Source organism: Paenibacillus sabuli (assembly GCF_014705605.1).
GTDB classification, from domain to species: domain Bacteria; phylum Bacillota; class Bacilli; order Paenibacillales; family Paenibacillaceae; genus Paenibacillus_D; species Paenibacillus_D sabuli.
This window is the reverse complement of the sequence record NZ_JACXIZ010000007.1, coordinates 86,236-105,947: the sequence shown is the minus strand read 5'-3', so window position 1 is coordinate 105,947 and position 19,712 is coordinate 86,236. Positions and strand designations below refer to the sequence as shown.

The following is a 19,712-nucleotide window of genomic DNA, read 5'->3' as shown; positions in this document are numbered from 1 at the left end:
CGGAGGTGCGGGCGACACTGGGTTTTAAGTTGCTGACTTGGAACAGGAAGACTCCGCATGGCCGCGGCGGTCTTTCTGTTCTTTTTGCATGCCGGGTTTTGCTTTACAATGGAAATTGGCGCATCGAATCGGCGCGGCTCATCGCCGCGCTGACCCGGATGCTGCGCGATGTCGGACTCGCCGAGGACGTGGCGCAGGACGCGCTCGTGTCGGCGCTCGAGAAGTGGCCGGAGCGCGGCACCCGGACAAGCCCGGCGCGTGGCTGATGACGGCGGCCACGCGCCGGGCGCTCGATCTGCTGCGCCGGGACAAGATGCGCGGCCGCAAGTACGAGGAGCTCGCGCATGCTGCGCCGCTGTACACCGAGGCCGAGCTGCAGGGGGCAGCGGACGGTGAGATCGGCGACGACCTGCTGCGCCTGATCTTCACGACCTGTCACCCGGCGCTCTCCCGCGAGGCGCGCGCCGCGTTCGAGTCGCCGGACCCTCAGGAGCTGGGGGCGCGGCTCGCACCCGATCCGAACGGCTACGGCGAAGGCGTCATCGACCTTCAGCGGTTGTGGGAGGAGCCGGAGACAACGGCTCGGCTCGAGCCCTGCTAGGAAGAATTGACTTGACCAATACATGACATTCACGACATGGAGGTTAGGATGATGAACGAAGAAATCACGACGTATATCGAGACGCTGCCGGAGCTGTGGAAACAGGAGACATGCGCTGCGCTGCGCGAGGTGGTGCACGCGTCGATCCCCGGCGCACAGGAGCGGATGCAATACAAGAAGCCGCATTTTTTGCACAATGGCAAGTACGCGGCCGTCATATCGGTGGCCAAGGCCGCGGTCAGCTTCACAATCTTCAATACGGCACACCTGACGGTGCCGGCCGGCTTCGACGGACCGCCCGAGCGCAAGACGGTCAAGCTGAAGCAAGGCGACGGCGTCGACCGGGACGGGCTCGGGGCGTTGCTGCGCGAGGCGGCGTCCACGCTGTAAAGGGCATGCGCCTGTTCGAAATCGGCCAAAAGGCTGGGCATGCCTATAGATAGGAGGGAGTCATCGATGGACACCGTAACCTCGAAGGACGGCACCGCAATCGTGTACGACAAGACCGGTGCGGGGCCGCCGCTGGTGCTCGTCACCGGTGCGTTCGGCTATCGCCGATTCCCGGGCCAGACGTTCGTCGTCGGTCTGATGCGGCTGATGCCCGGCGTCTGGCGAGTGCTGAAGGGTCTCGCCCATGCGCTCCCGTACGATGCGGCGCTGCTGGACGGCTTCATGGCAGGTCGGCCGCTCTCGACCTCTGCTTGGCGCACGGTGACGATGCCGACGCTGGTATTGGGCGGGACGCACAGCCCGGCCTCGCTGCGCCATGCTGCGGAGGAATTGGCCCGCGTACTTCCGAATGCGCGACGAGTCAGCAAAAAAGAACTCGGCCGTACGAAAAAGCTGGACGCCGCGGTCATTGCAGCGGAGTTGACGGCGCTTTATTCGCCGTGAAGTTGAGTGCCGAGTGCCTAGTCGACTGCCTGTTGGTGTCCTCCAGCCTTGAATAGTCACAAGTTTGTCAAAAAGATGCCCAATGAGCAACGTTGCTCTTTGAGAAACGTTGCTCATTGGGCATCTTTTGTGTTAGCTTGAATGTAAGGTGTTCCATCATTGGGGCCAGTCAGATGCCCAAGGAGTTGAACCGAAATGATGCACAAACCGAGTTTGCGCGAGATCAAGAAGGAAGCGACTGCGCATGCGTTGGCGGAGGCGGCCTTTGAGCTGGCGCGGGAGCGCGGCCTGGACGGCTTCGTCGTGGAAGACGTCGTGCAGCGCGCAGGGTATTCGCGCCGAACGTTTGCGAACCATTTCGCCTGCAAGGAGGAAGCGGTGGCGGTGTCGGCGATTTCCTTCGTGGCCTTCGACGATGCCGAGCATGTGCTGGACGAGCTGCCGGAGGAATCGACGCCGCTGGACGTGCTGCAGCAACTGCTGCAGACGCAATTCACCGCGGCGCTACTGCGCAAGCTGCATGAGCTGGTCTTGCTGGCCGAGCGCTACCCGACGCTCGAGCCTTATATTCTCAATGTGTTTCGCAGCCTGCAGCGTGCGGCGCTGGAGACGCTGGAGGCGCTGTTCGCGGAGCGCTACCCGCCGGGCTACTGCCACATGATCGTCGGCGCGATCTATGGCGCGGTCATGCCGGTCGTAGAGGGACTGGTCGAGGTACCGCTTCCGGGCCGGACGATTGCCTATGCGGCAGACGCTCCGACCTTCGAGCAATATCTGGATGCGGCATTCGGGTATTTGAAGCGCGGGTTTTAGAAGTGTTGGTTTTGATGATTCGTTTTATAGAGAACCTGGTAGAGAGCCGCGGATAGGAGAGGAGTACATCGATGTCTACATTTCTGTACAAGCTGGGCAAGACTGCGTATGCGCGGCCCTGGACGTTCATCGGGGCATGGGTCCTCGTGCTGGCCGTCGTCCTGACGATGCTCGGCGTCAACGGCATGAGCACGAGCTCGGACCTCAAGCTGGAGGGCACCGAGGCGCAAAAGGTGCTGGACAAGCTGGAGCAGGAGCTGCCGGAAGCGTCCGGCGGTCAGGCGAGCGTCGTCTTCACCGCGCCGGGGGGCGAGCGGCTCGATACGCCGGAGCGCATCGCGGCGATGTTCGAAGCGATCGGCGAGGTCTACGAGCAGGAGTATGTCATCAATACGGCCGAGCTGGCAGCTGCCGCCGGTGCGATGGGCCAGCAAGGCGGCACGGCGGCCATGGAAGGCGGCCAGATGCAGCAGGGCGGCGGCGCGGCAGCGCAAGGTCAAGCTGGCGATGCCTCTGCGGGACAGGCGCCCGCTGCAAGCGGCGCAGCCGGGCAAGGCCAGGCTGGCGGTGAACAGCCCCAAGCCGGCGGCGCCCAAGGTCAGATGCCGGCGAACATGCCGCCATACGGTCCGCTCATGGCGGACGGTATGCCGGTGCCGGGCGTCCTGATCGCTAATGATGGCAGCGTCGCGCTGTTCCAATTCCAATTTACGATGCAATTAAACTCGCTGCCTGCCGGCGTCACGGACGACGTCATCGAAGCCATCTCGGCAGCGGAGGACGGCACGGGCATCACGGCGCTGCCGAGCGATACGCTCAAGCCGGTGGAGATCCCGATCGGCACCAACGAGATCTACGGGCTGGTCATCGCCGTCGTCGTGCTCATCCTCACGCTCGGCTCGCTCGTCGCCGCCGGTCTGCCGGTGCTCGTGGCGTTGTTCGGCGTCGGCATCGGCGTCGGCGGCGCGTATGCGATCAGCAGCTTCGTGACGATGAACTCGATCACGCCGGTGCTGGCGCTGATGGTCGGGCTGGCCGTCGGTATCGACTACGCGCTCTTCATCGTCAATCGGCAGCGCCGGCTCATCTTCGATCAGGGCCTCAGCGCCCGCGAAGCGGCGGGCCGGGCGATCGGCACGGCGGGCAGCGCGGTGTTCTTCGCCGGGCTGACGGTCATCATCGCGCTGTGCGGCCTGCTCGTGATCGGGCTGTCCTTCCTCAGCATGATGGCGCTCGTCGCCTCGGTGACGGTGCTGCTCGACGTGCTGGTGGCGCTCACGCTGCTGCCGGCGCTGCTCGGTCTGGTCGGCGAGCGGATCTGCTCGCCGAAGGCGCGGGAGAAGAGCCGCGCCAAGACGGCCGTCAAGCGCAATGGCATCGCGGATCGCTGGGTGAGAAGCGTCGTCAAGCTGCGCTGGCTCGTCATTGTCGGCGTCATCGTGGTGCTCGGGGTCATGGCGATCCCTGTCGGTGAGATGAAGCTGGGCATCCCGACGGGCGGATCGGCGAATCTCGATACGGCGCAGCGGCAGAGCTACGAGGCGATCTCCGAGGGATTCGGCGAAGGCTTCAACGGGCCGCTGCTGATCGTCGCCGAGCCGCGCGAACCCGGCGGCGCCATCGGACCGGAGGCGCTCGGCGGCCTGACGATGGAGCTGCAGGGCATCGACAACGTATCCGTCGCTTCGCCGCTCGGCGTCAACGAGGACGGCAGCATCGCCATCTTCAATGTGATCCCCGAGACCGGGCCGACGGACGAAGCGACCCAGGAGCTCGTGGAGACGCTGCGCGATCCGGATGCCGCGCTGGCCGGCACCTACGGCGTCACGCTCGGCGTGACCGGCTTCACAGCGATCAACCTCGACATGTCGGCGAAGCTGGCGGAGGTATTCCCGCTCTACATCGTCATCATCGTCGTCTTGTCGCTGATCATCCTGCTGCTCGTCTTCCGCTCGATCCTCGTGCCGGTCAAGGCGACCGCGGGTTTCCTGCTCAGCGTGCTGGCTACGTTCGGCGCGACGACGGCGGTCTACCAGTGGGGCTGGCTGCACGATTTGTTCGGCTTCGATACGGGCGGGCCGGTCATGAGCTTCATGCCGATCATGGTCACCGGCATCCTGTACGGGCTGGCGATGGACTACCAGGTCTTCCTCGTCTCGTCGATGCGCGAATCGTACGTGCACGGACACCGCGGCCGCGAGAGCGTCATTCACGGCTACGATCAGGCGAGCCGGGTGGTGGTGGCGGCCGCGCTCATCATGGTCTCCGTCTTTGCCGGCTTTATCTTCACGCATGACATCATGATCAAGCAGATCGGCTTTGCGCTGGCGATCGGCATCCTGCTCGATGCCTTCCTGATTCGGATGACGCTCGTACCGGCGGTGATGTCGCTGTTCGGCGACAAGGCGTGGTGGCTGCCGCGCTGGCTCGATCGGCTCCTGCCGAATCTTGATGTCGAGGGCGACAAGCTGCTGGTCAAGCTCAAGGCTGAGGAGAGCACCGGCAAAACCACGTAGTGGGTCTGGCAGTGACTGCGAGGACTGCCGCTATGGCGTATAAAGCGCTGACTGCGAGGACTGCCGCTATGGCGCAGACAGCGCGAGCCAAGGCTCGCCGCATCGCAACAAACGCGTCAAGTATAGGCGGCGGTGACGGTACGAATGGCTGCCTCAGCTCACATCGTGGTCACTCGCGCAGTTCCGCGCAATTGGCATATGAAATGGCGCCGGCTTTGAAGCGGCGCCATTTTGGCGTGCACACATCATGTGGGAGAAGATACCGGTAGAAGGTTAGGAAGATATAGCGGACCATTCGGAGAACGCGCAGACCATACGAAGAATGCGTAGACCATTCGGATAGCACGCAGAGCAAATGGAGGTTGCGTAGATCATACGCAGCGCCTGTGAAGTTTACTTGGTGAATGGCAAAGGTTGCGGTAGGCGCAGCGAATGATTTGTAACTTGTAATGGACATCAGCGCACATCAGCGACGCTTAGCGCATCAAATAAGGTGGATTTGGCCTTGTAGAACCTTCTAAGCGTCCATTACAGAATAAGCTGATGCGATGGAAACCGTCTGTCTGGATCCCTTCACCATGCGCCAACGAACCTAACGGTTGCCGCAGCGGCTATTGCGCCCAAAAAAGCGCCGATTGAATTTTAACGGTTGCCACAGGTCTTATTTTTTTGAAATCAATCGAAAAAACGCTATTGAGGCCAAATAAGCGCTGTGGCAACCGCTAGACTAGAAATCACCTGAAATTGATCGAAATAAGCACGCTGGCAACCGTTAGCCGTGGAGCGCCCGTCTGCCTGCGTCGCTCGACCAGGCCCCGGAGCGCCCCGCCCGGCGAAGGCCGCCGCGCCATGCCGACATGCATCGGCTCGTTAGCTCCGTAGCGCCTCGCGGCAGCTTCCTGCCTGGCCTGCACCGCGTCGCTCCAACGCTTTGCCTGCTTCGCCCGTCCCGCCGCCATGCACCGGCTCGCGAGCCCCGCTCCGCCGCAGCGCCTGCCTGCTTCGTCCGCCCGGCGCGTGCCTACCAGCCGTAGCGCTCGGGCCCCCACGGCTGGTACTTGAGCTCCTGCTGGACGCGCACGAGCGTGCGGTCGGGCAGGTCGCGCTCGAGCACGACGCCGGGGCCGACAATGCTGTAGACGCCGGTCTTGACACCCGGCATCAGGATCGCATTGACGCCGGTGCGCGCGTAGTCGCCGATGAATACGGCGTCGCCCCAGGCCTGCGGCCATTCCCGGCGGCCCCGGATGCGGTGTGTCGTCTGCCCGTCGTCGAAGCGCAGGCTGCCGCAGACGGTCGCCGCGCCGAGGTCGGCGCCGGTCCCGACGATGCCGTACACCTCCATATAGTGGTAGAGGTAGACGCCGTCCATGAGGAGGCCGTCGAGCTCGGCGCAGTGATTGACGACGCAGCCGTTGCCGACCGAGGCGCCGGGCGCGAGCAGGCACGTATTGGCCAGGTGCGTGCGGCTGCCGATCCGGTGGTCGCCGAGCAGCAGCGCGCCGTCCTCGATCACCGTGTCGTCGCCGACGATCGCCGAGCCCTTGATCGTGACGTGGCGGCCAATCCGGCTGTTGCGGCCGAGCCGCACGTAGCCGCCGATCTGCGCGCTCGGATCGATGGACGCGCCCTCGGCCAATTCATGGCCGCCCAGCTCGGCGCAGGAGGCGCTGACTGCGCGCGCGCTCGCCTGCAGGATATGCCACGGCTTGTCGAGGTCGTAGCAGGGGCGCTGCGTCTCGACTGCAGCCAGCTCGCGGCCGTCTGCGAGCCAGTCCGCCAGCGCCTGCTCCAGCTCGCTCGCCTCCGGCGGCATCATGCCGACCTGCACGGCGGTGAAGCGCCCGGACGAGGCGGCGCAATACGAGAGGAACCGCTGCGGCAGCGCGTAAGCGCCGCCGCAGCGGTGCGTGTAGCCGTCGCGGGGATGGCCGCAGATCGCCGCGATCCGAGCAGCGGGCGTGACGGAGGGCCCCCGGGATGGCGAAGCCGGGCCCTTCGACGCCGTAGTCCGCTCCTCCCGATGGATTCCGGCCCATTCATCAGTCGTGCTGCCGATATGTGCGTCATCTCCACGATCTATCCATTGCCCCGTCCCTCCATCGGCGCCGCCCGGGCTGTCCGGCGCCGACCTCTCCGCGGCCTCCAGGCGGCAGCAGATCCAGTCGCTCTGCCGCTCGCTCCCGAGCGGCACCGCCAGCGCCGCCGCAGCCTCGCTGCCTGTCCGATCCCGCAGCGGCTGCGCGAGGAGCCGGGCGAGATCGTGCCGCTCTACCCAGATGTCGGCGTACAGCACGAGGAAGCTCGTCTCCCCGCGGAGCAGGTCGGCTGCAGCCAGCAGCGAGCGCGCCGTGCCCGGCGGCAGCGGCGCGGCCGCGGCGCCGGCGGATACGAGCGCGATGCGCTGCCGCTCGGTCTCGCTCAGCCCGCTCGCATGCTGCAGCCAATGTCCAATCTGCTCGCCCTTGTGTCCGGTGACGACGATGATCTGTTCCATCCCCAGTTCCAGCAGCAGCTCCAGTTGCCAGGCGATGAGCGGCCGCGCGCCGACCGGCAGCAGCGCTTTTGGCCGAATCGCCCCGTATGGCCACATCTTCTGGCCTTCCCCTGCGGCCAGCAGGACCGCTTTTTTCATCCGATCTCCCCCGTTTCGTTTATTTGATGGCGCCTTCGGTCAGTCCGGCGACGATGTAGCGATGGAAGAACACGTACACCACGATCATCGGCAGCGTGATGAGCGCGAGCGCGGAGAAGAGCAGCTTGTAATCGGTCATGTAGCGGCTGGAGAAGGCCAGCAGGCCGACCGGGATCGTCTTGAGCGCGTCGGTCTGGATATAGAGCATCGCCAGCAGCAGCTCGTTCCACGTATTGAGCGCAGAGAAGATGCCGACCGTGGCGAGCGAAGGCATGAGCAGCGGCAGCACGATGCGGCTGAACAGCGTGAAGTCGCCGCAGCCGTCCATGCGCGCGGCCTCCATCAGATCCTTCGGAATCGAGTCGAGGTACGCCTTGAGCAGGAAGATCGCCAGCGGCAGCCCGACGCCTGTATAGGGCAGGATGAGGCCCATGTAGGAGTCCTTCAGGTGCAGCTGCTCGAAGATATAGCTCTGCGCGATGAAGAACGACTGCAGCGGCATGAACAGGCCGAAGGCGAACAGCAGCATCAGCAGGCCGCTGCCGCGAAACTTCAGCTTGCTCAGCGCAAAGGCGGCCAGACTGGCGAACAGCAGAATGCAGATCAGCGTCACAGAGGTGACGAGCACGCTGTTCTTGGCATAGGTCGACATGTTGCCAATTCGCCACGCCTCCGCCCAATTGTGAAAATTGAGCTGCTCGGGCAAGGCGAACGGCGCCATGAAAATGTCCCGATTCTCCCGAAAGGAGGACAATAACAGCCAGATCAGCGGGTAAAACGTACCGCAGGAGATTGCGACCATGACAAGGTAATAGAGTGTGTGCGACCGCCACTTGCGGCGCTTGGCCGAGGTCAGCCCTTGGTCAAAGGACGTCAGCCGGTGATTCAGATCGGTGGGCAGACTTGCCACGAGTAGGCACCTCCATTTTTGAATCGCATGCCATCATGCGTACGCCGGTTCGTCAATACGCCAGATTGGCATGACTGTCAGTACTCCAGGGCATCGCCCTTGCGCCCCAGCTTGTTGGCCAGCAGGCCGAGGGCGGCGATGACGAGGGTCAGAATGACCGCCAGCGCGGAGCCGTAGCCGGTGCTCATGTGCGAGAAGACGACCTTGACCAGATAGGTCGGCACGATCTCGGTGGAATTGTACGGGCCGCCGTTGGTCATGACGTAGAACAGATCGAATGACTGGAAGCCGGTCAGCACGCACAGCATGATGCCGGTCTTGACCAGACCGCGGATCATCGGCACCTTGATGCGGAAGAAGATATGGCCCTCGTGCGCGCCATCCAGGTACGCCGATTCGTAGACGTCCTTGGAGATGCGCTGGATACCGGAATAGAAGATCGTCATGTAGAACCCGGCGTATACCCAGCCCGAGACGAAGCAGATGGCGAGCAGGGCGGTGTCGGGATTGCCCAGCCACACCTGGGTCCAACTGTCCAGCCCGACTGCGCGCAGCACAGTATTGATCAGTCCGAAGTCGGAATTGTAGACGAAGCGCCACAAGAACGAGACGACGATCATCGGCAGCATGACCGGCGTGAACAGCGCCACCCGGAACAAGCTGCTGCCCTTGCGCCCCATCGTGATCAGGCCGGCCAGTCCGAGTCCGACCAGCACCTCCAGCACTACCGTGGCAGCGATATAGATGAAGATATGGGTGTACGAGCTGAGGTAGATCCGGTCGTGCAAGGCGCGGTCGTAGTTGTCCAGCCCGATGAAGCGCATCTCGCCGTAGCCGTTCCAGTCATAGAAGCTGAACGCGAAGGTCATGACAATCGGCACGAGAATGGTGAAGGCAAAGACGAGCACGGCCGGCAGCGCGAACAGGTACGGTGAAGCTTTGCGAAGCAATCGAATTCCTCCCTTCCGGTAGTGAAGCGCGCCGCAGCGGCATGACGCGCATGGTCATGCCGCTGCGGGGCAGGAATGGCTAGTGTGCGGCCGGCTCCGCCTCGCAGGCGGTGGCGCTGATTCGTCCAAGGCGGGGACTGCCGATCCCGGACGTTTGCATGACACAATGGCGCTATGGTGCTGCGTGTGCGTGTTACTTTTTCAGCGGCGCGACCGTCTCTTCCAGCTGCTTCAAGGCGTCCGCCGGCGATTTGGCGCCGCCGATGACCTGCGAGGTCGCGGTGTTGAGCGCATTGGCCACCTCGATCGAGTAGCCGGTGTCCGGCGGTGCGACGACCGTCGGCGCCTCGGCGAGCAGATCGTTCAGACGGATCGACAGCTCCGGCGTGTTGTCGCGGTCGAGCCCGGTCGTGGTGATCGGCACGGCGCCGGCGGCCGACAGCTTGGCCGACGATTCATCCGAGCTGTAGAGCTGCATGAAGGCGATCGCCTCGTCCGTCATCGACGACTTGGCGTTGACGACCATGCCGTTGAGCACGCCGATCACGCTGCCCTGATCGCCCTTGCCGCCTTCGATGGTCGGCAGGTTGAAGTAGCCCATCTCCAGCTCCGGCGCTTCCTCGAGCGCGGTCGGCACGAGCCAGCTGCCGATCGGGTGCATCGCCGCCTGGCCGTTGAGGAAGAGCATATCCGATTCGCTGTCGGAGATGGCGTTGATGTTGTCGTTGACGTAGCCTCTGTCCCACAGCTCCTGCACGAGGGTGTACGCCTGGACGAAGTCGTCCGACTGGAACGGCTCTTCGAGCTGGAGCGCATTGCTGTAGGCGTCCTCGCCGACGACGCGCGAGAGGAGATGGCCGATCCAGTTGCCGGCCGTCCACAGGTCGAGGTTGCCGACGGTGATCGGCGTCATGCCGGAGGCCTTCACCGCTTCGCAAGCGGCGAGGAATTCCGCCCACGTCTGCGGCTCGCCGATGCCGAGCTCGTCGAATACTTGCTTGTTGTAGAAGATGACGTTGGTGACGTCGCCGGCGGTCGGGATCATATACGTCTTGCCGTCGACCGTCATGCCGTTGTAGGAGCCTTCGGCGAACATGTCGCCCAGGCCGCTCTCCTCGAGCTGAGTCGTGATGTCCGCGGCGAAGCCGTCATTGATCCGGTTGTAGAGGCGTTCGCCGGCCCACTCGAAGTACAGATCCGGTGCATTGTTGCCGCTGAGCAGATTGGGCAGGCCGACCGTCTGGTAGGTATCGTCGTCCTGGAACGTGTATTCGACCGTGACGCCGGGATTGGCGCTTTCGAATTCGTCTGCGATCTCTTCCCATACCGCGATCATCGCTTCGCCGGGCGAGCCCATCGCGATGCGCAGCACCTTGTCCTCGCCGCCGCTCTCCTCATTATTGCCGCAGCCTGCGACGACACTTCCGACTACCATTAGCGCCATTGAACCGGTGATCCATTTTTTCATTGTTTAACACCCCTCGTTTTTGGTTGTGGTCGGTGTGGAAGATTGCGCCAACACCTCCAGGACATATCCGCTGAGCACATCGCCGAATACCTGGGCATGCCGCTGCTGCCGTTCGTAATGGTCGAGCGCCGCCCGCAGCAATCGGCACGTTGCCTCCGAAGGCGCGGCCAGACAATCGGCCGCTTGCTGCAGCAGCCGGATGCCGCCCGCGAACTGCTCGGTCCAGGGCCGCAGCTCGTCCAGCAGCGGCAGCTCGCACGCACGGTCGCGCAGCGCGTCGGCGGCGGCGGCGAGCCGCGTCAGATGCGACTCGAGCGCCAGTCGCCAGTCGCCGGCCTCCGGCTGATACAGCCGGTTGAACAGGCTGCGGGCGAGCGCTTCCTCGAGCGCCGGCGACTCCGGCGGACCGAAGCAGCTGGCGCGCACATTATCGGCCAGCAGCGCCAGCGGCTGCTGCAGCTCATCCGGCACGCTGCGGGCGAGCGCCGCCTGCCAGCTGGCTTCGGGATCATAGCCCTCCGGGTCCCAGGCGTAGTCGGCGATCGTGGCCAGCGGCAGCCGCGAGCATGCGGCATACGGCATGACATTGGCGATGATGCCGCGGCTGAAGCGGTACAGATGACGGTCGCGCAGACGATACGGGCCGATATGCATCTCGCAGGTCATCGCCATATCGTTCACCGGATAATTGTCCCAGTACAGCGGCGGACGGTGGGCCGAGCGGCTGAATAGCGCCGCCTCGGCCAGCGTCAGCTCCTGGGAGCAGATGTTGCGCCCCGTCCAGAACAGATCGATTCGCGGATCGATGCCCGCCCCGAGCGCCGCCAGCTCGGGCTCGTCGCCCTTGCCCCAGTAGCCGGTCGGACAGACGACGAGCCGGATCGCGGGATCCCAGGCCAGCAGATCGGCGTAATAGCGGCGGATCAGCGCGATCTGGGCACTCGTCAGATCGGGGAAGGCGTCGACATCCATCCGGTGCTGCAGCCGGGGCGGAATGTCGTCGAGCAGCAGCCCGAAGCGGCGCACGCCCAGATCGAACAGCTGCCGCGTCTTGGTCAGCAGCGCGCGGTAGTCCTCGTCGGCGGCATAGCGCATGGAGAGACCGGGAGACAAGCAGTAGACGAAGTCGAGCGCCAGCTCCTGCGCGCGCGCCAGCAGCGCGGCCAGTTGTTCCAGCGCCGGGCCGTCGTAAGGCTCCCGCCACCAGGAGCGGTGGTACGGGTCGTCCTTGGGCGCGTACACATAGGTATTCATCCGGCGGGCTGCGATGTACGCCAGCATCTCCAGCCGCTGCGCGGCGGTCCACGGCGGGCCGTAGAAGCCCTCCACGATGCCCCGGACGGGGAAGCGCGGCGCGGTGCGCTGCCGCACTTCGCGCCAGTGCGCCGCGCCGGCCAGCTGCCGCAGCTCCTCCAGGGCGTAATAGAGCCCGCGCCGACCGCCGCAGCCGATCTGCGCCTCGGCCCGAGGCGGCCGGCCGCTGGTGACGAGCGCATAGCCTTCGTGCGCCGCGAGCGCGGCGGAGGCTGCGTCGGCGCACGAAGGCGGCTCCACGGGCTCGCGCACGATGCGCACGAGGAGCTCGCCCGCCTGCGGCAGCGGCGCTCCCGATAGCTGCGCTTGCGCGAGCCAGTCCTGCGCCGCCTGCCGCAGCTCCTCATCATGGCAATGAATCGTCCACGCTACAGGCACCGCACGGCCCCCTTATAGCGCTGGATGAGCGCCCGGTTGTGCGCATCGCCGGCATCGCCGTTGCTGCTGGCGAACACGGCCGGCGCGCCGCCCGCCGCGGCGAGCTGCTCGATCGCCGCGGCCGCTACCGCTTGCAGCAGCGCGGCGCCGGTCACGGTGGATGTGGCGCAGACCCGCTGCGCCACGCCGTCGATGTCGAGCGCCGCATCGCCGGGCACGGTCATGTTGTCGAGCGCCACGTCGGCTAGCTCGTGCAGCAGCCGGCCGCTAGCGTGGCGCGACGTCACGACAGCTGCGCTCTGCAGGCTGCTCAGCGAGATGACGGCTATTCCTTTGCGCCTGGCGGCCAGCGCCATCTCGATCGGCACGGCATTGCGGCCCGAATTGGAGACGATCAGCAGCGCATCGCCCGGCGAGGTCGGCTGTTGATCGAGTACGACGTCGGCGAGGCCCGCCAGCCGCTCCAGCGCCGTGCTCTGCGCGGCGCCGCGGTGCAGCATCAGCCCTTCTTCCAGGATCGGGTTGACCGCAGCGAGCCCGCCGGCCCGATAGAACATCTCCTCCGCCAGCAGGTGCGAATGTCCGGTGCCGAACAGATGCCATAGCCCGCCGCCGCCGATGGCGCGGGCCACGAGCCCGGCTGCCGCGCCGATCGCCTCTTGCTGCTGTGCGGCCTGCTCGAGCTGGGCGCGGACGAGCTGCAAATAGCGGGTTGCTGCCTGCATATTCCTTCCCCCTTTGTAGTCTTGTGTCCCTGCACATGACACACATCTCACAAATTGCGATATACGACTTTGTTAATTTGTAGTAACAACTTAGTTTATCTTAATCCTCCCACATGGGAAATGTCAATTGATTTTTTGGATCCAATGATTTGAAAATGCAGCGGTAATATAGGATTTAATGAATGTAAATCAATTGCTTTCACCTCTCGGATTGCGAAGCGGATCAGAAAAATGCATTGACAACTCGTTGTGACTAAAAATAGAATGGATCTATATGTTACTACAAATCGGCAATTTGTCATGCGATGTCGATTGTTGGCGGCATATGCATTTGGAAGGGAAACTTACATGGTGGAGGTGTGACGAGCGCAAGTGCGGCGAACGTGTAACCGATCGACAGGGCCAGAAGAGAGAAAGGGCAAGACGCATTCAATGCCAGAGGAGGCTTATCAATGGGGATTCATTTAAAACGTACAAGCATCATGCTCGCGGCCATGCTGATCGTCTGCGCCGTGTGGGCGGGTGTGACCGCGGCTGCCGCACCGGAGCGGATGCCGGACTGGGCGGCCTCGGAGATCGCGTATTGGAAAAGCAACGGGCTGCTGCAGGGCAACGCGAACGGCGAAATTGAGCCCGGCCGCAACGTTACGCGGGCGGAGCTGGCGGCGATGCTGAATCGGGTGTTCGGCTACATCGCGGACGATGCGCCGGACTTCCGCGATGTGCCGGCAGGCGCCTGGTACGCGGCGGATATCCGCAAGGCTGCCGCAGCAGGCATCATGGAGGGGACGGGCGGCGCTCTGGTGGAGCCGCAGCGGCATGTGACGCGCGCCGAGGCGGCGGTCATGCTCGCTCGCGCTTTTCAAGTGGAGGCGACAGCTGCGGCGACGGTGCCGTTCGCTGACGATGACGCGATCCCGGACTGGGCGGATGCAGCGGTCTACGCGCTCAAGGACGCCGGCTATGTGGCCGGGACGCCGGACGGCCTCTATCTCCCGGCGAAGCCGCTCACACGCGCCGAGGCGATCAAGATGATTCACAATGCGATGGGTGCGCTGATCGCGGACGACGCGATCCACAGCGGCATGACAGGGGGCAATCTCGTCGTCAATACGGCGGGCGGCACTTTGAAGGACGCGGCCTTCACCGGCGATGTCTACCTGGCTCCCGGCATCGGCGAAGGCGACTTTACGATCAGCGGCACGACGATTGCAGGCACGCTGTACATCGGCGCCGGCGGCGTGAACAGCATTGTGATCACCGACAGCGAGATCGGCACAGTCATTGTCAACAAATCAGGCGGTCCGGTTCGGATCGTATTCGAAGGCGCCGAGGCGGGCGAAGTGATCGTGCTGACCGCAGGCGGCAAGCTGGTGCTGGATGCGGATAGCGTGATCGGTACGCTGTACGGCAAGGCTGCGGCAAGTATCGCCGGCTCGGGCACGATCAAGCTGGCCGTCGTGCAGGCCTCCGGCATCGTGCTGGAGATTACGCCTGAGGCATTGAAACTGGACGGCCAGACCGTCGTTATCGGCGGTGTGACCGTGTCGCAGGGGTACGAAGCCGGATCAGACCCTGCCAGCGGCGGATCGAACGGAGGGAATGGAGCCGGAACGGCCCGGAAGACGGCGCTGTACACCTATGAAGAGGCCGCGGCCAAGCTGGCCGACGACGGCGCAGAAGGGCTGGTCAAGACGTACCTGGGCTTCCTCGGCGATCCGACCTATACGCCGTCGATCGCCAATCCGGAGGTCGAGATGCCGGATCTGGTCAATGCTGCGACTTTTGTCGATTACGAATTCACCGTGAAGCCGTCGATCTTCCCGTCGCTGCGCGGCGTCAATAGCTCGGTGCTGAGCGTGGATCGCAAGGTCCTGTGGCTCGGCACTGACGAAGGCGTGACGCGCATCGAGCTGGCCACGAATCGGATGACCGCCTATGACGCGGCGGGCAGGCAATTGGCGGATGATCGCGTGCTGCTGTTGATCGACGACGGCGCGCGCGGCGTGTTCGCCATTACCGAGACGGGCGTATCGCATATCTATCAGTAACGAGGAGGATTCCGGATGTCCAAAATGAGAAAACGGATGGTCGTGTCGCTGGCACTGACCACCACATTGTTGGTGAGCGCGCCGCTTACCGCACTGGCGGCCAAGCTGCCCGGTGCGGCCTACGATACCGTGCAGCTCGAAGCGGTCCAGACGAAGGAAGTGACCTACTACAAGGCCGGCTCTGCCTCGATCCCGGACAAGATCGGCTGGGTGCGGGAGGTGCAGGATCTGGCGTTCCTGCCGGTGGCGACGACCTCCGATGTGACGGCCGCGCTGCAGGATGAGGACGGCGTATACTGGATCGGTACGGAGACGGGGCTGCAGCGCGTCGACTTCACGGCGCCGGATACGCGCGATATCGTGCAGTACTTCGCAGGTCCCCGCTATCTGTACGGCGGCGACGATCATGTGACCGGCCTGGCTGCAGACGGCGCCGGCGGCATCTGGGTCGAGACGGCCAGCGGCGTGACGCATATCGCGATGCCGGAGATGACGCTGCAGGAGAAGACCGGCAAGTACGAGCGCATCGTGGAGGATGTGCACGATCGCTTCGGCATGGTGTCGAGCAGCGACTTTACCTTTACCGAGACCGATCCGGGCAAGGACTTCATCGACTACAATTCGGAGACCGGCGTGTTCTCCTCGGTGCCGAGCACGTCCGACAATGACGGCCTGTGGACGGCGATGTACGCCATGGGCGAGATCTTCCGCTACCGTTCCCTGCAGGAGCAGTACGGCGCGGAGCCGACGGCGAGCCAGCAGGCCGAGATGGACGAGGCCCGCGCGGCGGCGATGCGCGCCACCAAGGCGGTGCTGGTGCTCGATTACGTCTCGGGTCGGGGCAATGGCTTCCCGGCGCGCTCGTACATGCTGACGAGCGAGGACAACGCGGCGACCGTCGGCGACTCCGTGTACGGCTTCCAGGGCAAAAACGGCTTCTGGTTCCAGCATGTAGTCGGCGAAGAGGCCGTCAACCCGAACGGCATTATCCCGAGCCTGCAACGCGACGACGCCGAGCCGATCGGCTACTCGATCGTCCGCGTCACGAAGGATGCGGAGAAGAAAACCGGCTCCCGGCTCTTCCCGAGCGGCGGCACCGACGTCATGAACTACAACGGGCTGGGGCTGAGCCAGGCTGCGATCGACGCGCTCAACGCGACGCGCCCGGACGGGCAGAAGCTGGGCACGGACATCCGGACGATCGTCGATACGGTGGACGGCGAGCCGGTCTATCAGGTGATGCCGGTCATTACCGCGGCGACCAACAACGCCGAGGCGGCCGAGGACAAGACGACCGGTCCGGACAACAAGCCGCTATTCCAGCTGACCGCGCCGGTGTACGAGCAGATTCCGACCTTCTTCAACGATCTGTTCCCCGCGTATGCGCTCGTCGACGGACATGTCGACATGAATCAGATCGTGTACAAGGCCGATACGTCCTCCGACGAAGTCATCGGGCACTACGCGCTGTTCTACACCGCGTATGAATACCTGGTGGGCGACGCCGAGGATGAGGAGCTGCAGGAGCTGAAGTTCTACATTGAGGAAGCGGCGCATCGCATGACCGAGCTGATCCTCAAGGACGACCATTATTACATCGAGGATGCGACCGGCAAGTCGACGCAGTGGTCGCGCTGGCTGGCCAAGTACTTCAACGACAGCCTCGGCGTGATGCAGGAGCAGGACGAATGGGCGGCAGGTGTCGGTGTCGACGAGAACGGCGACGACGCGCTCTCCTACGGCTATGAGGACGGACCGCTCAACGCGCTCGAGGTGATGGCTGCGCTCAAGACGGCGATTCACGTCACGGCGGAGCGCTATCCGGACACGGTGCAGAAGTACAAGGATGCGTACGATCTCGCCTTTGCGGACAGCTATAGCACGGAGGAGCCGTTCGTCAACGGCAAGGGTTACATCGAGATGGCCGGGGAGTACATCGAACGCCGTCTCGTCCGTCAGGCGACCAATGCCTACAGCGATCATGACAACACGATCGTGACGCGCGATACGATCGAGGAGTACGGCAGCAATGCCAATGCGACGATCCACAACGACTGGACGCAATACATCAACTACTCCGACGAGGAGCTCGGCTGGTTCCCGGTCTACATCCTGATCATGCTGGAGGAAGACGAAGGTCGCCATCAGCAGATCGTGGATGTCTATGACCAGTGGTACACCAATGAGGTGCGCGAGGAGAATCCGTTCTACACCTTCTTGTATCAGCTGGCGCATCCGGAGCGGACGGACGTCGATCTGGCCTCCGCCGTGCGGTATCTGAACCGCTACAGCGAATACATGATCACGTTCCAGGCCCAGTACAACCGTCAGGATGTGCTGTACATCGAGCCCGGCGATCGCGACGACGAGAACAAGCAGACCAATTATGCGCTGGCACCGGACGAGCGTCGGATTCACAAGCACAACAGCAATCCGTTCGAGGCCGATGACCAGACGAGCGGCGCCAATCCGGACTACAATTACAATAAAGGCGATATGGAGGCCGGCACGGTCTTCCTGCTGCCGTACTGGCTTGGCCGCTACTTCGAGATTATCGCGGAATAAAGGCGGCGCGAAGGCAACGCGAAGGCAGCGCAAAGGGAGCGCGAAAAAAAGGAGGGGGACATGCTTCCCCCTCCTTTCCAGTCCGTCCTGACGGGCTAGAACTTGCGCTCGATCGTGTAGCTCGGATAGTCGCCGCGGAAGATGCCATAGCTGTACTCGACAGGCGTCTCGTCGGCCAGGTAGGTGATGGTGCGGACCTGCAGGCACGGGGCCCCTTCCTTGACGCCAAGCAGCTTGCGCGCCTGGCGGTCGGCGAGCACCGGCTTGAGCTGCTCGACAGAGCGGTGCACCTTGAGCCCGTACTTGCTCTCCAGGAAAGCGAACAGCGAGCCGTCCGTATAGTCGTTGATCAGACCGGGCGCGAGGCTCCAGGGGATGAAGGTGCGCTCGTACAGCAGCGGCTCGCCGTCGGCGAACCGCACGCGCATCAGTTGATTGACCGGGGACAGCTCCGGGATGCCCAGATGCTCTTGCAGCGGGTATTCCGCAGGGACCACCTTGGCTTCGAGGATTTTGCTCGTGGGCTCCTGGCCGTTCATGAGGATGTCCTCGGCGAAGCTGCGCGACTGAATCAATTGCAGCTCCTTGCGTTTGATGAAGGTGCCCTTGCCCTGCAACCGCTCGACCAGCCCCTCCGTCTCGAGCTCGCTGAGCGCCATGCGGATGGTGGTGCGGCTGGCATTGAACAGCTCGCCCAGCTCGGCCTCGGTCGGCAGGCGCTGGCCGACCTCATAGACGCCGGTCTGAATTTGCTTTAATAATTGCTCTTTAATGGTAAAGTAGAGCGAACTTTGGCTTCGTTTTGTCATGACAATATCCCCTAAATCAGACTTTGTTATATTCTATTATGCCATATCGAGACAGCGGCAAGCAATTGCTAGGCATGGATAGGAAAGGAGTGAGCGCCATGATCGTGGCCGGAGTGGATGGCGGAGGGAGCAAGACGCTGGCCGTCATTGCCGATGAGACGGGGCGCGTGCTGGGGAGCGGCCGCTCGGGCTGTGCCAATCATCAGATCGCCGGCGTGGAGCAAGCGGTCGCGCATATGGACGAGGCGTTGCAGGAAGCGCTGCAAGCGAGTGGCTTGTCGCGGAAGCGGCTGGATTTCGTCCAGTATGGGCTGGCCGGCGCGGATCGTCCGCATGATTTTGCCGTACTGACCCCGGCGCTTGCAGGAAGGCTGGCTGGCGTGCCTTTCGGCATTGTGTGCGACGTCTATGAGGGGCTCCGGCTGGCCAGTCCGCAGCAGGTCGGGGTGGTGCTGGTGTGCGGGAGCAACACCAATGCCGCCGGCCGCAATCGGGCGGGGGAGACCGCTACCGCGAGCGGGTTCGGCACGCTGTTCGGCGATCGGGCCGGCGGTTACTATCTGGCGGACCAAGCGTTCGCGCGGACGATTCGCTCCTGGGACGGGCGGGAGCCCGAGACGCTGCTGACGGCGCGCATTCCCCGGGCGCTCGGCTTCGGCGGCATGGCGGAGATGGTCGATCACTATCTCGACCATGATCTGGCTGCCGCTCCGCTGGAGCTGGCCCGTGTCGTACACGACGCTGCGGATGACGGCGACTGGCTGTCGCTCGCGCTGCTGCGGGAGATGGGCGAGGAGCTCGGACTGTCGGCGTCGACGGTCATGCGCAAGCTGGGCGGATTCGGCGAGATGGAGGAGCTGCCGCTCGTGCTGACCGGCAGCATCCTGCAGGCGGGCCGTCATCCGGTGCTGCTGGAGGCGCTGCTGAGCCGCGCTCGGGCCGGTCACCCCGGCCTGAAGCCGGTCATCCCGACGCTGGCGCCGGTGTTCGGCGCCGTGCTGATGGCGATGGATCGGATGGACATTGCGACTGCCGCGTGCACGCTGCACCACTTTGAATCTTATGCTGAAGGAATGTGATGAG

Annotated in this window: 15 protein-coding genes and 1 pseudogene; 8 read left to right on the top strand and 8 right to left on the bottom strand. The window is 63.8% G+C overall.

Annotation, left to right across the window (positions count from 1 at the left end; translation table 11 throughout):
- Positions 1-98: 98 nt before the first annotated feature.
- The 5 genes and pseudogenes from IDH44_RS02295 to IDH44_RS02275 all read left to right on the top strand — a co-directional run.
- Positions 99-469: pseudogene (locus tag IDH44_RS02295) on the top strand (sigma factor); the annotation flags it as partial.
- A 183-nt stretch (positions 470-652) separates the two neighbouring features.
- Entirely contained in the window at positions 653-991 is a 339-nt protein-coding gene (locus IDH44_RS02290) for a DUF1801 domain-containing protein (RefSeq protein WP_190914507.1), read from the top strand.
- A 66-nt stretch (positions 992-1,057) separates the two neighbouring features.
- Complete coding sequence (locus IDH44_RS02285) at positions 1,058-1,495, top strand: alpha/beta fold hydrolase (RefSeq protein WP_190914271.1); 438 nt, start codon at positions 1,058-1,060, stop codon at positions 1,493-1,495.
- Between the two features lie 195 nt (positions 1,496-1,690).
- The gene (locus tag IDH44_RS02280) at positions 1,691-2,308 is read left to right on the top strand and encodes a TetR/AcrR family transcriptional regulator (protein ID WP_223869303.1); all 618 of its coding nucleotides are present in this window, start codon (positions 1,691-1,693) and stop codon (positions 2,306-2,308) included.
- Between the two features lie 71 nt (positions 2,309-2,379).
- Positions 2,380-4,824 (top strand): MMPL family transporter, encoded by a 2,445-nt coding sequence (locus tag IDH44_RS02275; RefSeq protein ID WP_190914269.1) that lies wholly within the window; start codon positions 2,380-2,382, stop codon positions 4,822-4,824.
- A 734-nt stretch (positions 4,825-5,558) separates the two neighbouring features.
- On the opposite strand, the gene IDH44_RS02270 is transcribed toward IDH44_RS02275, so the two are convergent.
- The 7 genes from IDH44_RS02270 to IDH44_RS02240 all read right to left on the bottom strand — a co-directional run bounded on the left by IDH44_RS02270 (position 5,559) and on the right by IDH44_RS02240 (position 13,204).
- Positions 5,559-5,873, bottom strand: a complete 315-nt coding sequence (locus IDH44_RS02270; protein WP_190914267.1) for a hypothetical protein — start codon at positions 5,871-5,873, stop codon at positions 5,559-5,561.
- Entirely contained in the window at positions 5,846-7,459 is a 1,614-nt protein-coding gene (locus tag IDH44_RS02265; RefSeq protein ID WP_190914265.1) for a sugar phosphate nucleotidyltransferase, read from the bottom strand. The genes IDH44_RS02270 and IDH44_RS02265 overlap by 28 nt, the downstream gene beginning before the upstream one ends.
- Before the next feature lie 19 nt (positions 7,460-7,478).
- Positions 7,479-8,369 (bottom strand): carbohydrate ABC transporter permease, encoded by an 891-nt coding sequence (locus IDH44_RS02260; RefSeq protein WP_317890092.1) that lies wholly within the window; start codon positions 8,367-8,369, stop codon positions 7,479-7,481.
- Positions 8,370-8,446: 77 nt separating this feature from the next.
- Positions 8,447-9,319 (bottom strand): carbohydrate ABC transporter permease, encoded by an 873-nt coding sequence (locus tag IDH44_RS02255; protein WP_223869302.1) that lies wholly within the window; start codon positions 9,317-9,319, stop codon positions 8,447-8,449.
- Positions 9,320-9,512: 193 nt separating this feature from the next.
- Positions 9,513-10,787: an ABC transporter substrate-binding protein gene (locus tag IDH44_RS02250; RefSeq protein ID WP_190914263.1), complete on the bottom strand. Its 1,275-nt coding sequence runs from the start codon at positions 10,785-10,787 to the stop codon at positions 9,513-9,515.
- A gap of 3 nt (positions 10,788-10,790) precedes the next feature.
- On the bottom strand, positions 10,791-12,479 hold the full coding sequence (locus tag IDH44_RS02245; RefSeq protein ID WP_190914261.1) for a protein O-GlcNAcase: 1,689 nt from the start codon (positions 12,477-12,479) through the stop codon (positions 10,791-10,793).
- The gene (locus IDH44_RS02240) at positions 12,470-13,204 is read right to left on the bottom strand and encodes a sugar isomerase domain-containing protein (protein WP_190914259.1); all 735 of its coding nucleotides are present in this window, start codon (positions 13,202-13,204) and stop codon (positions 12,470-12,472) included. Before IDH44_RS02240 ends, IDH44_RS02245 begins: the two co-directional genes overlap by 10 nt.
- 452 nt (positions 13,205-13,656) lie before the next feature.
- On the opposite strand from IDH44_RS02240, the gene IDH44_RS02235 reads away from it, so the two are divergent.
- Both IDH44_RS02235 and IDH44_RS02230 read left to right on the top strand, forming a co-directional pair.
- The gene (locus IDH44_RS02235) at positions 13,657-15,255 is read left to right on the top strand and encodes an S-layer homology domain-containing protein (RefSeq protein ID WP_190914257.1); all 1,599 of its coding nucleotides are present in this window, start codon (positions 13,657-13,659) and stop codon (positions 15,253-15,255) included.
- Positions 15,256-15,270: 15 nt separating this feature from the next.
- Positions 15,271-17,820, top strand: coding sequence for a hypothetical protein (locus IDH44_RS02230; protein WP_190914255.1), 2,550 nt, complete (start codon positions 15,271-15,273; stop codon positions 17,818-17,820).
- A gap of 95 nt (positions 17,821-17,915) precedes the next feature.
- On the opposite strand, the gene IDH44_RS02225 is transcribed toward IDH44_RS02230, so the two are convergent.
- Positions 17,916-18,629 (bottom strand): GntR family transcriptional regulator, encoded by a 714-nt coding sequence (locus IDH44_RS02225; protein WP_190914253.1) that lies wholly within the window; start codon positions 18,627-18,629, stop codon positions 17,916-17,918.
- 98 nt (positions 18,630-18,727) lie between these two features.
- Between IDH44_RS02225 and IDH44_RS02220 the strand changes: the two genes are divergently transcribed.
- Positions 18,728-19,708 (top strand): N-acetylglucosamine kinase, encoded by a 981-nt coding sequence (locus IDH44_RS02220; protein WP_223869301.1) that lies wholly within the window; start codon positions 18,728-18,730, stop codon positions 19,706-19,708.
- Positions 19,709-19,712: the final 4 nt, after the last annotated feature.